Origin of the sequence: Streptomyces sp. NPDC088387, from assembly GCF_044753385.1 — a bacterium.
Classification (GTDB): domain Bacteria; phylum Actinomycetota; class Actinomycetes; order Streptomycetales; family Streptomycetaceae; genus Streptomyces.
Map to the genome: position 1 here is coordinate 387,663 of NZ_JBIVNC010000001.1, position 12,590 is coordinate 400,252.

Here is a 12,590-nt window from a genome sequence, read left to right on the forward strand (position 1 = left end):
GACGCCCCGCCACTGACGCAGGTCACTGGCGGGGCGTGGGGTCAGTATCCGGTGGCGCGATTCGCCCGTTCGGGCGGTGCGTTGTGTTGCTTCCGGGACCTTGCGCGGTCCTGGGGCATCGGTCAGATCCGGACGCCGAACTGGTACGGCATGTTGTTGATCGACTCGTAGCGCACGACGGCGCCGGTGCGCGGGGAGTGCAGCACCTGGCCGTTGCCCGCGTAGAAGCCGACGTGGTGCAGGTCGCCGTAGAAGATGACCAGGTCGCCGACCTTGAGGTCGGACTGGCTGTAGATGCGGGTGCCGGCGTTGGCCTGGTCCTGCGAGATGCGCGGGATGGAGACGCCGGCCTGGGCGAACGCCCAGGAGGTCAGGCCCGAGCAGTCGAAGGAGGAGGGGCCGGAGGCGCCGTAGACGTAGGGCGAGCCGATGACGCTCTGGGCGGCCTGGAAGGCGGACATGGCGCGGCCCGAGCCGGTGGCGGAGTTGCCGAGGTCCACCCGGTCGGAGGCGTCGCGGCTCGCGCGCTGCTCGTCGGCCTGGATCGCGGCCTTCTCGGCGGCGGTCAGCGAGTTGAGGAGCTTCTGCGCCTCGGCCAGCTTCGCCTGGACCTCGTTCTTCTTCTTGCCCAGCTCGGTGCGGGTGGAGGAGAGGTCGGTGAGCTTCTCGGAGGCCTCGGAGCGGTCCTGGGCGAGCTCGCGCTGCTTGTCCTGGATCTTCTTCAGCGCGTCGACCTGCTGGTTGCTCAACTGGTCGAGCGTGGACGCCTTGTCGAGGTAGTCGTCCGGGTCGGCGGAGAGGAAGAGCTGGACGGACTCGTCGATGCCGCCGGAGCGGTACTGGGCGCTGGCCATCGAACCCAGGCCCTCACGCAGCTCGTTGACCTCTTCCTGGCCGCGGGCGACGTTGTCCTGGATGGTGGAGATCTCCTTCTGGAGCTTCTCCTGCTTCTCCTTGGCCCCGTTGTACTTCTCGGTGGCCTGCTCCGCCTCTTCGTAGAGCTTGTCGACCTTCGCCTTGACCTCGTCCTTGGTGGGCTTCTCGCTCGGCGCGGCCTGGGCGGCCTGGGAGCTGATGGCGACGGCTGCCGCGGCTGCGGTGGTGAGCACGGTCACACGTGCGCGGCTCGGCTGCTTGGGTCGACGGTGGGACGCCACGGGGGCGAGCTCCTTCTTCCTCCAGCCGCCTACCGACACGCCGGTGGGCGGGGCCCCTCCACCGTCACTCCTTATGAGTGATCACCCGAGTAGAGGTTCGAGGCCTGACCCTAGTGACCCGCTTGTGATCAGTTCAAATCCTCAGCTGAAAATTCTCGTCACACCAGTCATTATTTACACTCAACTCACGACCAGTGATGCCCGATTGACTGTGCGTTGTGTGAAGGTCGCGCCAATACGGTCATTGAGCCCGAACGTTGCGGTTGGGGCGCCCGTGGCGTGATGGGGGCGCACACGCGGCAAGCGGTCAGCCTCGGGCGAACCGTTTCAGAAGGACCACGGACGCCACCGGCCGCGCACCGGCGCGCGCCACCCCGTCAGCGACCTCGCGGTCGGTCGAGGCGACGATGACCGGCCGGCCCGGCGGCTCGGCGCGCACCAGCTGGCGGATCAACTCGTCGGCGGTGATACCGGGTTTGGAGAACAGGACACGCACTCCGCGCGGCGGCGCGAGCAGCACCGGCGCGGCCAGCTCGGCCCCGTCGAAGACACAGGTGACCTCGGCGCCGGTCTGCGCGGCGAGCTGGGAGAGCTGGCCGAGCAGCCGCAGCCGCTGCTTCTCCAGCGGCATCTGCGGATAGCCGGTCTTGGTGACGTTGTAGCCGTCGACGACGAGATGCGCCTGGGGCAGCGCGAGCAACTGGTCGAGGATCGCCGGGTCGTTCTCGGACAGGGCGCGCGCGGCGATGTCCTTCGGGGTCATGCGTCCCGGTTCGACCGCGTCGACGGTCTCCGCCGGCCGTACGGACACCGGCGGCAGGGCGAGTTCGCGCCGCAGGCCCTGCGCGGACTCCAGCAGGGTGTCGAGCAGCAGCCGTACCCGCATGTCCTCCACGCTGCGGCCCTCGCGGGCGGCGCGGCGGGTGGCCTCCAGGGACGCCTCCACCTCGCCGAGGCGGGCCTTGAGGCGCCGGCTCTCGCTCTCGGCGGCGGACACCTGCGTCTGCGACTCCGCGCGGACCGACTCGATCTCGCCCTGCACCTTGCGCAGGGCGGCCTCGCCGCGCTTGACGTCACTGAGGGCGGCCCGGAGCTTGCGGTGCAGCGATTCCGCTTCCTTCCGGGTGCTCTCCAGCTCCGTGCGCAGCCGTTCGGTCTCGGTGCGGGTCTGGTCCTGGGCGACGGTGAGGGCGGTGCGCAGCCGCTCCAGCTCGGCGCGGTTCTCCTCGTCGACCCGCTCGGCGTCGGCCCGCTGGGCCTCCTCGCCGGCCGCAGTCACCAGCTTCACCCAGCCCGTGGGCCGCAGTACGTAGGCCGCGGCCGCCACGTCGAGCGGGTCCGCGGCCGGGGGCGGCGCACCGGAGTCGAGGGCGCCGGTGAGTTCCGGCTGCGACTCCCTGAACTTCTCGCCGATGCGCTGGCGGAAGAGCGGGTCGGTCTCCAGGGCCGCCGCCATCGCGTTGCCGGCGAACTTGGCCCGCCGGTTCGGTGCGAAGCGGGCGTACTGTCTGAGCTGCGCGGGCAGTTCGGCGACGGTCAGGCCGCCGAAGCCGTCGGAGACGATCTGCACCACACGGCGGCGCACCCCGTCGGGCAGTGGACGGTCGAGCACCTCAGCGGCGCCGTCGCCCGGCCCCCCGCCTGTGGTCTCCACCATCCTTCACCCCAATACGTGTGCCCGACCCCGGCGCGGGGTCGGCCGTCGGGGGCTCCGCTCCCTCAGGAGGCGGCGCCCGGCCTGTCCACCAGTTCCACCTGGTCCACCGCGTTGCACCAGCGGCACCGCACCGACTCGATGGTCTCACTGACCACCTCGCGCTCCTCGACCTTCGGCTCGCCGGCCAGATCGAGATGGACGTACTCGACGACCTTCGAGGACCGCGTCACGTCGAAGCGGGTGAGATTGCCACAGAGCGTGCAGCGCCACCGCGTCGCGGCGGTCGGCAGAGGAACCGTCATCGTGACTGTGCTCTTTCCTTCTTCGGATGTTCCATTGTCCCGCGACACACCGGTGCCCCGGAGTGTGTGGCTCGTAACCCTACGGCCTGGCGGCTGTGCGCCGCCCATCCGTCAACGGCGGCGAGGCGGTCTGCACGGTTGCGTCCTGGTACGTCATGCTCTGTAGCCATGATCAGCAACAGGGGCGCGACGGCGGGCCGGGCGGCCGGCCGGCCGCGCGGGTCCGCGGGCCCGGTGACGTACGTACTGATCGCGGCGTGCTGTCTGGTCTTCCTGATCAGCCCCGCCGCCGGGCTCAGTCCGGCGTACGGCTCCGGCGACGAACTGATGGCCGCGCAGCGGGCCTACTTCCGGCACTGGGGCGTCGTACCCAAACAACTGTTCGAGGGCGACCCCCGGGCCGTGCTGACCCCGGCGACGGCCCTCTTCGTGCACGGCAGCTGGGTCCATCTGCTCGGCAACATGCTCTTCCTCTACGTCTTCGGCGTGATGACCGAGGAACGCATGGGCCGCGTCGAGTTCACCCTCTTCTACCTGGGCTGCGGCTATCTCGCCCTGCTCGGCTACGCGGCCGCCAACGCGGACTCCGACCAGTCGCTGGTGGGCGCCTCGGGAGCCATCTCGGCGGTGCTCGGCGCCTTCCTGTGCGCCTTCCCGCGGGCCCGCGTCACCAGTCTGCTGCCGTTCCTGTTCTTCCTGCCGCTGCGCTTCCCGGCCTGGGTCGTGCTGCCGTTCTGGGTCGCCCTCCAGTGGCTGGCCGCGGGCCGCGCGGACCAGGGCCCCGGCGTGGCCTATCTGGCCCACCTGATCGGCTTCGGCCTGGGGTTCTGCTACACGTGGGTGCGGTTCCGCACGGGGACTAGAGTGAAGGCCGCCCGAGTTCCGGAGCCCGAGGGAGAGAACCAGACGTGATCACCGCGATCGTCCTCATCAAGACCAGCGTGGACCGGATCCCCGAGATCGCCGAGTCGATCGCGGCGCTGGAGAACATCACCGAGGTCTTCTCCGTCACCGGCACCTACGACCTGATCGCCATGGTCCGGGTCAAGGAGCACGAGGACCTCGCCGAGGTCATCCCGGGCCGGATCAGCAAGATCCCGGGCGTCGAGGGCACGGACACGCACGTCGCGTTCCGCACCTACTCCCAGCACGACCTGGAGGCGGCGTTCGCGATCGGCCTCGACTCGTAACTCCCCCCGCGTACACCCGGGGCCGCATGAAGAGATCCTCATCCTGGGTTCATCCGCGCGGGCGGGTGCCGTGCGCAGCATCGGTGGCATGGTCTTCTCCCACCGTATGGCGGCCCTCGCCGCCGTTGTGGTGATCCCGCTCGGGATCGCCGCGACCAGCTACGCCCTCACCGACCACCAGGAGTCGCCGAAGGTGCCGGCCAAGGTGGAACTGGACAGCGGCACACCGTCCCCGCGCACCGGCAGTCCGACGCCGGCCCCCAGCGACGAGGTCGTCCCGCCGCCCCCCGCGACCGACGCACCGCCCGCGCCGACCACCGGCCCCAGCAGCGAAGACGATGACGACGACCGAGGCGAAGGAACCGGCGGGGACGACGACGGACCCGACGACTCCGGCGGAACCCGCGGCGGGGACGACGGCTGACGGCGGCCGGGTGCGGATCTCCGCCCGTGTCCGCATCCTGCTGTGGCTGCTGCTGGTGATGACGGTCGCGTTCGGCTCGGTCGCCACCACCGTGCGCTCGATCCTGCTGCGCGACACCGACCAGCGGATCGGCAGTCTGCTGGCCCAGGAGGCCGTGGAGTTCACCCAGTTCGAGGAGCGCGGCGTCGACCCGGCCACCGGGCGCCCGTTCACCGACGCGAGCCGGCTGCTGCGGGTCTTCCTGGAGCGTCAGTACGCCGACCCGGACGAGGAGTTGATGGGCCTGGTGGGCCGCGCGGGCCGGGACCCCGCCCAGCTCATCCAGCCGCGCGAACTCCCGGCGGGCCGCGCCCTGCACGAGGACCCGGACGCCCGCCGCCGGATCTTCGCCTCCCCCGCCGCCACCGGCACCCTGGACCGCCCCCACGGCACGGTCCGCTGGGCCAAGGTCGCGATCGCACCGCACGGCGGCACCGCACAGGCCGCGTTCGTCGTCGCCTTCCACCCGCAGCGCGAACGGCAGCGCGCGGACGAGGTGTTCCGCATCCTGCTCGCCATCTCGGGCGTCGCCCTCCTCATGACCACCGGCATCGGCTGGGTCGTCGCGGGCCGGATACTCCAGCCCGTCCGGCTGGTGCGCGCGGCCGCCGCCCAGCTCACCGAACAGGACCTCACCCGGCGGATCCCGGTGCACGGACGCGACGACATAGCGGCTCTCGCGGAGACGTTCAACGCGATGCTGGACCGGCTGGAGCGGGCCTTCGCCGCCCAGCGCGAGTTCGTCGACGACGCCGGGCACGAGCTGCGCACCCCGATCACCATCGTCCGCGGCCATCTGGAACTCATGGGCGACGACCCGGCCGAACGCGACGAGACCGTCCGCCTCGTCACCGACGAACTCGACCGGATGAGCCGCATCGTGGAGGACCTGCTCCTCCTCGCCAAGGCCGAACGCCCCGACTTCGTCACCCCCGAGCCGGTCCAGCTCGCCGAACTCACCGCCGACGTCTACGTCAAGGCCCGCGCACTGGGCGACCGCGACTGGCGGCTCGCCGAGGTCGCCGACGCGGAGGTCCGTCTCGACCCGCAGCGCATCACGCAGGCCATGGTCCAGCTCGCCCAGAACGCCGTCCAGCACACCGGCCCGGGGCAGCGCATCAGCATCGGCTCCCGCGTCGACGGCCACCTCGTCGAGCTGTACGTCGCCGACTCCGGTTCGGGCGTACGGCCGCAGGACACCGACGTCATCTTCGAACGGTTCCGGCGCGGCACGGCCCGCCGCGGCACCCGCGGTTCCGGCGCCGGCCTCGGTCTGTCCATCGTCCGCGCGATAGCCGAGGCGCACGGCGGCCGGGTGCGGCTGCACCACACCGAGGGCGGCGGCGCCACGTTCGTCCTCACCCTGGAGGAGGCCCGCCCGTGAACCGTCCGGAACCGGAAGAGGCGCCCGTATGAACCGCATCCTCATCGTCGAGGACGAGGAGCGCATCGCGTCCTTCGTCGAGAAGGGCCTGCGCGCCAACGGCTTCACCACCACCGTCGTCACCGACGGCGAGGCCGGCTACGCGTACGCGCTCACCGGCGGCTTCGACCTGGTCGTCCTGGACATCGGCCTGCCCGTCCGGGACGGCTTCACCGTGCTGCGCGAACTGCGCGAGGCCAGGGTGAGCACCCCGGTGATCGTGCTGACCGCCCGCGACTCGGTACGGGACACGGTGGCCGGCCTGGAGGGCGGCGCCGACGACTGGATGACCAAGCCGTTCCGCTTCGAGGAACTCCTCGCCCGGATCCGGCTCCGGCTGCGTACGGCGGCCAGGGCGCCCGAGGTGACGGTCCTGAAGTCGGGCACGCTCACCCTCGACCTGCGGACCCGCCGCGCCCGCTCCGGGGAGCGCACGGTCGATCTGACGGCCCGTGAGTTCGTCCTGCTGGAGCTCTTCCTGCGCCACCCCGGCCAGGTCCTGTCCCGTGAGCAGATCCTCTCCCACGTCTGGGGCTACGACTTCGACCCCGGCTCCAACATCGTGGACGTGTACGTCCGTTCGCTCCGCAAGAAACTCGGCGCGGAACGGGTCGAGACGGTACGGGGAATGGGCTACCGCCTGCCGGGATGAACTCCCTTTCATCGACGGCTCATCGAAGGCTCACCGCCCCCGTGAACGCTCGATGACGTGACCCTGAACCTCCGCCTGACCGTGGGTCTGTGCCTGGCCCTGTCCCTGTGCGCCGCGCTCACGGTCCCCGGCACCTTCCCCGGACTGTCCGGCACCGCCCGGCTCACCCTCGCCGTGTTCGCCCTGGCGACCTGCGCCTGGATCGCCACCCCGATCGACGACACGTACATCGCGCTCGGCGCCGGACTGGCCCTGACGGTGACCGGGGTGATCAGCAGCGACACCTTCTTCGGCACCCTCGGCGACTCCACGGTGTGGCTGCTCATCTGCGCGTTCGTGCTGGCCGCCGCGGTGACCCGGACCGGGCTCGCGGGCCGGGCGGCGGCGTTCCTGGTCGGCGGGGCCCGTACCGTACGGCAGTTGACCCATCTGACGACGGCCGCACTGGTCGTCACGGCGTTCGCCGTACCGGCCACCTCCGGCAGGGCCGCGCTCGCCCTCCCGGTCTTCCTGGCCCTCGCCAAGGCGCTGTCCGCACACCGCAGGCTGGTGGTGATGCTGGCGCTGCTGTTCCCGACGGTGATCCTGCTGTCGGCGGTGGCCACACTGATCGGCGCCGGGGCGCATCTGATCACCGTCTCGGTCCTGTGGGAGTCGGTGGGCGAGAGGGTCGGCTTCACCCAGTGGCTGCTGCTCGGCCTGCCCCTGGCGGTAGCGTCGTCGCACCTGGCGGCGGAGGTGGTCCTCCTGACGACCACCCGCCGGGCCGACCGCCGCCTGCCCGTACGGATCACCGCGGACGACATCCAGCAGCACACCGAGGAACCGGTCACCGGCCCGTGGTCACCGGCCGAGTCCCGCTGCGCACTGCTGCTCGCCACCGTCGTCCTGCTGTGGTGCAGCGAGCCGCTGCACCAGGTACCGCCCGCGCTGGTGGCACTGATCGGCGCGGTGGTGGCCGCCTCACCGGCCCTCGGCACGGTGACACTGAAGGACGCGCTGCGTACGGTCCCCTGGTCGCTGCTGATCTTCATGGCGGCGACGATGGCGATGGGCGTCGCCCTGGCCGACTCGGGCGCGGCGAAGTGGCTGGTGTCGGGCCTGCCCACCACGGTCGGCCCGGCGCTCTTCCTGACCGTGGTGATCGCGGTCAGCACGGCCGCCCACCTGGTCCTCCAGTCCCGCTCGGCCCGCTCGTCGGTCCTGGTCCCGCTGGTCGTCGCGGCGGCGATCGGCGTCGGCGTCAACCCGGTCGCGGCGGCGCTCGCGTCCACGGCGGCGGCCGGCTTCTGCCACACCCTCCCGGCCTCGGCCAAGCCGGTCACCCTCTTCGCGGAGATCCCTGGCGTCCCGACCTACACCCCGGGCGACCTCCTAAAACTCTCAGCATTCCTGGCCCCCCTGACAGCGACCGTGGTCCTCCTCTTCACCCTGACGATCTGGCCAACCTTGGGAGTCCCCCTCACGCCATAGCCGCGCAGCCGCGGGCAATCGTGCCGCAGGGCGGCACGGGTGGGCGCGGCGGCACCCCGTCGGCGCCGGGATGCGCCAACGCCCCCACAGCAACCACCCAGGAGCCCGCATGCTCAACCACATCGCCGTAGCCCCCAGCGGCTTCAAGGAGTCCCTGTCCGCCCAGTCCGCGGCGAACGCCATCGCCACAGGCGTACGCCGAGTCCTCCCCCACGCGGAGATCGACCGCATCCCCCTGGTGGACGGAGGCGAAGGCACCGCCCGCACCCTCGCCACCACCACCGGCGGCCGCCTCCTCGCCCTCTCCGCCACCGGCCCCCTCGGCGAACCGATCGGCACCCACTTCGCCCTCCTGGACTCCGGCCGCACCGCGGTCGTGGAGATGGCCGCGGTGGCCGGCCTCTCCCTGGTCCCCACGAGCAGCCGCGACCCGGGCGCCACCACCACCTACGGCGTGGGTGAACTGATCCGGGCCGCACTCGACACCGGCGTACGGCGGATCGTCGTGGGCTGCGGAGACTCCGGCACGTCCGACGGCGGCGCCGGCGCCCTCCAGGCCCTGGGCGCCCGCCTCCTGGACGCGGACGGCTTCGAACTCCCGCACGGCGGCGCCGAGTTGACCCGGCTGACCCGCATCGACCCAAGCGCCCTGGACTCCCGTCTGCCGCACACGGAACTCCTCGTCGCCTGCAACCCGTACAACGTGCTGTGCGGCGAGCACGGCGTGGCCCGGGTCTTCGGCCCCCAGAAGGGCGCGACCCCGGCGCAGGTCGAGCGCCTCTCCACCGGCCTGGAGAACTGGGCCCGCGTCCTCACCCGGGACGTCCACCGGCTCCCCACGGACCTGCGCCTGTCCCCCGGCACCGGCGCCTCCGGCGGCCTCGGCGCCGGCCTCGCCGCTCTCGGCGCCCGGCTCCTCCCCCGCTTCGACGTCCTCCTCGACCACCTCGACCTGGACGCCCGTCTGGCCCGCGCCGACCTGGTGCTGACCGCGGAGGGCGCGCTGGACGAACAGACCCGGCGCGGCAAGGTCCCCGGCGAGGTGGCCCGCCGCGCCAAGCTCTACGGCCGTCCCGTACTGGCACTCGCCGGCACCCTCGGCAAGGGCGCCCACGACGTGCCGGGCGTCGACGCGTACCACGGCATCCTGCCCGCCCCGATGGCCCTGGCGGAGGCGCTGGTGCGGGCCGCGGAGCTGCTCACCGACGCCACCGAACGCGCCCTGCGGATGGTCGTCCTGGGCGCCCGGCTACCGGCTCACGCGGAGGTGTCGGGCACACAACGCCCGTCGACCGTACGGTAGTTCCAGGCGGCGCCGTCCTGGACGAGTTCGCGCACGGCCCGGACGAACCGCTCCACGTGCTCGTCGGGCGTGCCCGCACCGAAGCTGACCCGGATCGCGTTGAGCGACTTCTCGCCGGGCGCCGCCTCCGGTGCCCCGCACTCGCCCTGCGACTCGGGGTCGCTGCCGAGCAGGGTGCGCACCAGCGGGTGGGCGCAGAACAGACCGTCGCGGACACCGATGCCGTACTCGGCGGAGAGCGCGGCGGCGAAGTGGGAGCTGTTCCAGCCGTCGACGACGAAGGAGATGACGCCGACACGCGGTGCGTCGTCGCCGAAGAGGGAGAGGATCCGCACCTCGGGAACCTCGGCGAGACCGGCCCGCACGGTGTCGATCAGGTGGCGCTCACGGGCGACGAGACCCTCGAAACCGGCGTCGGTGAGGGCCTTGCAGGCGGACGCGATGGAGTAGGCGCCGATGACGTTGGGCGAGCCGGCCTCGTGGCGGGCGGCGCTGTCGTGCCACTCGACGTCCACTCCCCCGTCCGTCCGCCGGGTCACCTTGCGGCTGGCGCCGCCGCCCGCGAGATACGGCTCCGCCTCGCGCAGCCAGTCCGCGCGCCCGGCGAGCACACCGGAGCCGAACGGGGCGTACAGCTTGTGCCCGGAGAACGCGACCCAGTCCACGTCGAGTTCGGCGACGGAGACGGGGTGGTGCGGGGCGAGCTGGGCGGCGTCGAGCACGATCCGGGCACCGTGGGCGTGCGCGGCGGCGGCCAGTTCCCGTACGGGCCACAGCTCACCGGTCACGTTGGAGGCGCCGGTGACACAGACCAGGGCGGGGCCGTGGGGGTCACGGTCGGCGAGGGCCTTCTCCAGGGTCTCCACGGCCTGGCGCGGGGTGCGCGGGGCGTCGAGGTAGCTGACGTGGGCGTTCTTCCAGGGCAGCAGCGAGGCGTGGTGCTCGGTCTCGAAGACGAACACCTGGCAGTCGGCGGGCAGCGCGGCGGCGAGCAGGTTCAGCGAGTCGGTGGTGGACCGGGTGAAGACGACCTGGTCGTCGTCCCGGCAGTCGAGGAACTCGGCGACGGTACGCCGGGCGTTCTCGAACAGGTCCGTCGACAGCTGCGACAGATACCCGGCCCCGCGGTGCACGCTGCCGTAGTACGGGGCGTACGCGGCCACGTCGTCCCACACCCGCTGGAGCGCGGGCGCGCTGGCCGCGTAGTCGAGCGCGGCGTACGTGACCTCGCCACCGGTGACGAGCGGCACGGTGACGTCCCGCCCGAGCACGGGCAGCGGGGAACAGACGGTCTGGTCGACGGCGGCGGTGGAGACGGACATGGGTGTACTCCCGTTGTGGCAGGCGGAATTCACCGCACGAGCGGCACGCTCAAGCGCGGGAAGACAGAAGAAGGAGGGATGCGGAGGCGGGGCTCTGCGGCCCTATCGCATTCGCTTGCCCACGGGGATCTCCTCGACGACCAGGACCCCTGGTGTGCGAGGGGTCCGCGCTTGCCGAGGACCTTGCTGTCCACGGCCTGGTCTTCACCCGGGGCACCCCGCCACGGACGGAGGGTTGCCGGACAGCCGGCCGGGGCCTGATGGCTGTCACTCATGACCTGATCAGAAAGCTACGGGATGTGATCACCGGACCGCAACTCCTGTCCGGATGCCGGAACGGCCGCTCGAGAGCACGGGGCCGCGGGCGACTTGCGGGTGCGGGTCCGGACGTGGCTGGTCGCGCAGTTCCCCGCGCCCCTGGAAAGCCGGGGCTACGCCCCGTGCTTTGTCTTTCAGGGGCGCGGGGAACTGCGCGACCAGCCACAACGGCGCGGCACACGCACAACAACCCCACGCCCCCTGGCATCAGGCGTTACTGGCGACAACCCACCGCTCAAGCGTCCGCTTGGCCGCCCCGGAGTCCACAGCCTCAGCCGCCCGCTCCATCCCGGCACGGATCTGCTCCACGAGCGACCCGGACCCCGGCTCCAGCGCGACCAACGCAGCCGCGGAGTTCAGCAGCACGGCGTCCCGAACGGGCCCCGTCTCCCCGTCGAGCAAGCGCAGCGCGACGTCCGCGTTGAACGAGGCGTCAGCCCCCCGCAACGCCTCCACCGGCACCAGCCCGATCCCCACGTCCCGCGGATCGAACGTCTCCTCCCGCACCTGACCGTCCCGCACGATCCACACCTTGGACGTCGACGTCACGGTGAGTTCGTCAAGTCCGTCGTCGCCGCGGAACACCAGCGAGGAGTTGCCCCGCTCGGCGAAGACACCGGCGACGATCGGTGCCATCCGGAGATCGGCGACACCAACGGCCTGGGCCCTCACCTTCGCCGGGTTGGTCAGCGGACCGAGGAAGTTGAACGTGGTCCGGATCCCCAACTGGCCGCGCGCCGCGGCGACATGACGCAGCGCCGGGTGGAACTTCACGGCGAAGCAGAAGGTGATGCCGGCGACCTCGGCGACCTCGGCAACCCGCTGCGGGGTCAGCTCCAGATTGACGCCGAGCTTCTCCAGTACGTCGGAGGCGCCGGACGCCGAGGACGCGGCGCGGTTGCCGTGCTTGACGACCTTGGCGCCGGTGCCGGCGATCACGATCGAGGACATCGTGGAGATGTTCACGGTCTTGGCGCCGTCGCCGCCGGTGCCGACGATGTCGACGGTCGCGCCGGGTACCTCGATCACGTTGGCGTGCTCGTACATCGCCCGGACCAGGCCGGTGATCTCCTCGACGGTCTCGCCCTTGGCGCGCAGGGCCACGGCGAAGCCGGCGATCTGCGCGTCCGTCGCCTCGCCCCGCATGATCAGGTCCATCGCCCAGGCGGTGTCGTCGGAGGAGAGGTCCCGGCCGTCCAGCAGTCCGTTCAGCAGACCCGGCCAGGAACGGACCGCCGCGTTGTCGCCTCCAGCGGGGGTCACAGCGCTCATACGGCCGCTCCTGAGTGTCGTAGAAAAGTGTGCTCCCACCCTATCCAGCCGGAGGCAG

12 protein-coding genes and 1 riboswitch are annotated in these 12,590 nt (G+C 71.6%); of the genes, 7 read left to right on the plus strand and 5 right to left on the minus strand.

The window, feature by feature from the left end:
* Positions 1-122: 122 nt before the first annotated feature.
* The 3 genes from ACIQAC_RS01875 to ACIQAC_RS01885 form a co-directional block, all read right to left on the minus strand.
* Positions 123-1,157, minus strand: coding sequence for an NlpC/P60 family protein (locus tag ACIQAC_RS01875; protein ID WP_402186069.1), 1,035 nt, complete (start codon positions 1,155-1,157; stop codon positions 123-125).
* A 307-nt stretch (positions 1,158-1,464) separates the two neighbouring features.
* Positions 1,465-2,814 carry an NYN domain-containing protein gene (locus ACIQAC_RS01880; RefSeq protein ID WP_402186070.1) on the minus strand — a complete coding sequence of 450 codons (1,350 nt, stop codon included), beginning with the start codon at positions 2,812-2,814 and terminating at the stop codon, positions 1,465-1,467.
* Between the two features lie 62 nt (positions 2,815-2,876).
* Positions 2,877-3,116: a hypothetical protein gene (locus tag ACIQAC_RS01885; RefSeq protein WP_402186072.1), complete on the minus strand. Its 240-nt coding sequence runs from the start codon at positions 3,114-3,116 to the stop codon at positions 2,877-2,879.
* Between the two features lie 168 nt (positions 3,117-3,284).
* Here ACIQAC_RS01885 and ACIQAC_RS01890 point away from each other — a divergent pair, with 168 nt between their 5' ends.
* The 7 genes from ACIQAC_RS01890 to ACIQAC_RS01920 all read left to right on the plus strand — a co-directional run bounded on the left by ACIQAC_RS01890 (position 3,285) and on the right by ACIQAC_RS01920 (position 9,620).
* Positions 3,285-4,028: a rhomboid family intramembrane serine protease gene (locus ACIQAC_RS01890; protein WP_402186074.1), complete on the plus strand. Its 744-nt coding sequence runs from the start codon at positions 3,285-3,287 to the stop codon at positions 4,026-4,028.
* Positions 4,025-4,306: an Lrp/AsnC family transcriptional regulator gene (locus ACIQAC_RS01895; RefSeq protein ID WP_402186076.1), complete on the plus strand. Its 282-nt coding sequence runs from the start codon at positions 4,025-4,027 to the stop codon at positions 4,304-4,306. Before ACIQAC_RS01890 ends, ACIQAC_RS01895 begins: the two co-directional genes overlap by 4 nt.
* 88 nt (positions 4,307-4,394) lie before the next feature.
* A complete protein-coding gene (locus ACIQAC_RS01900; RefSeq protein WP_402186078.1) occupies positions 4,395-4,730 on the plus strand; it encodes a small secreted hydrophilic protein in 336 nt (111 codons plus the stop codon).
* Complete coding sequence (locus ACIQAC_RS01905) at positions 4,645-6,153, plus strand: ATP-binding protein (protein WP_402186080.1); 1,509 nt, start codon at positions 4,645-4,647, stop codon at positions 6,151-6,153. Before ACIQAC_RS01900 ends, ACIQAC_RS01905 begins: the two co-directional genes overlap by 86 nt.
* Positions 6,154-6,181: 28 nt before the next feature.
* On the plus strand, positions 6,182-6,844 hold the full coding sequence (locus ACIQAC_RS01910) for a response regulator transcription factor (protein WP_402186082.1): 663 nt from the start codon (positions 6,182-6,184) through the stop codon (positions 6,842-6,844).
* 57 nt (positions 6,845-6,901) lie between these two features.
* Entirely contained in the window at positions 6,902-8,317 is a 1,416-nt protein-coding gene (locus tag ACIQAC_RS01915; RefSeq protein ID WP_402186084.1) for an SLC13 family permease, read from the plus strand.
* A 109-nt stretch (positions 8,318-8,426) separates the two neighbouring features.
* Entirely contained in the window at positions 8,427-9,620 is a 1,194-nt protein-coding gene (locus ACIQAC_RS01920) for a glycerate kinase (protein ID WP_402186085.1), read from the plus strand.
* Here ACIQAC_RS01920 and ACIQAC_RS01925 read toward each other — a convergent pair.
* Positions 9,575-10,942, minus strand: a complete 1,368-nt coding sequence (locus ACIQAC_RS01925; RefSeq protein ID WP_402186087.1) for an aminotransferase class V-fold PLP-dependent enzyme — start codon at positions 10,940-10,942, stop codon at positions 9,575-9,577. The genes ACIQAC_RS01920 and ACIQAC_RS01925 overlap by 46 nt on opposite strands.
* 162 nt (positions 10,943-11,104) lie before the next feature.
* Positions 11,105-11,221, minus strand: a riboswitch (SAM riboswitch).
* Positions 11,222-11,467: 246 nt separating this feature from the next.
* Entirely contained in the window at positions 11,468-12,532 is a 1,065-nt protein-coding gene (gene trpD, locus ACIQAC_RS01930) for an anthranilate phosphoribosyltransferase (protein ID WP_402186089.1), read from the minus strand.
* Between the last annotated feature and the right edge of the window lie 58 nt (positions 12,533-12,590).

Coding starts and splice junctions, on each gene's coding strand:
- ACIQAC_RS01925 (WP_402186087.1), bottom strand. CDS start 10,942: ATGTCCGTCTCCACCGCCGCCGTCGACCAGACCGTCTGTTCCCCGCTG.
- ACIQAC_RS01890 (WP_402186074.1), top strand. CDS start 3,285: ATGATCAGCAACAGGGGCGCGACGGCGGGCCGGGCGGCCGGCCGGCCG.
- ACIQAC_RS01885 (WP_402186072.1), bottom strand. CDS start 3,116: ATGACGGTTCCTCTGCCGACCGCCGCGACGCGGTGGCGCTGCACGCTC.
- ACIQAC_RS01910 (WP_402186082.1), top strand. CDS start 6,182: ATGAACCGCATCCTCATCGTCGAGGACGAGGAGCGCATCGCGTCCTTC.
- ACIQAC_RS01900 (WP_402186078.1), top strand. CDS start 4,395: ATGGTCTTCTCCCACCGTATGGCGGCCCTCGCCGCCGTTGTGGTGATC.
- ACIQAC_RS01880 (WP_402186070.1), bottom strand. CDS start 2,814: ATGGTGGAGACCACAGGCGGGGGGCCGGGCGACGGCGCCGCTGAGGTG.
- ACIQAC_RS01905 (WP_402186080.1), top strand. CDS start 4,645: ATGACGACGACCGAGGCGAAGGAACCGGCGGGGACGACGACGGACCCG.
- trpD (WP_402186089.1), bottom strand. CDS start 12,532: ATGAGCGCTGTGACCCCCGCTGGAGGCGACAACGCGGCGGTCCGTTCC.
- ACIQAC_RS01920 (WP_402186085.1), top strand. CDS start 8,427: ATGCTCAACCACATCGCCGTAGCCCCCAGCGGCTTCAAGGAGTCCCTG.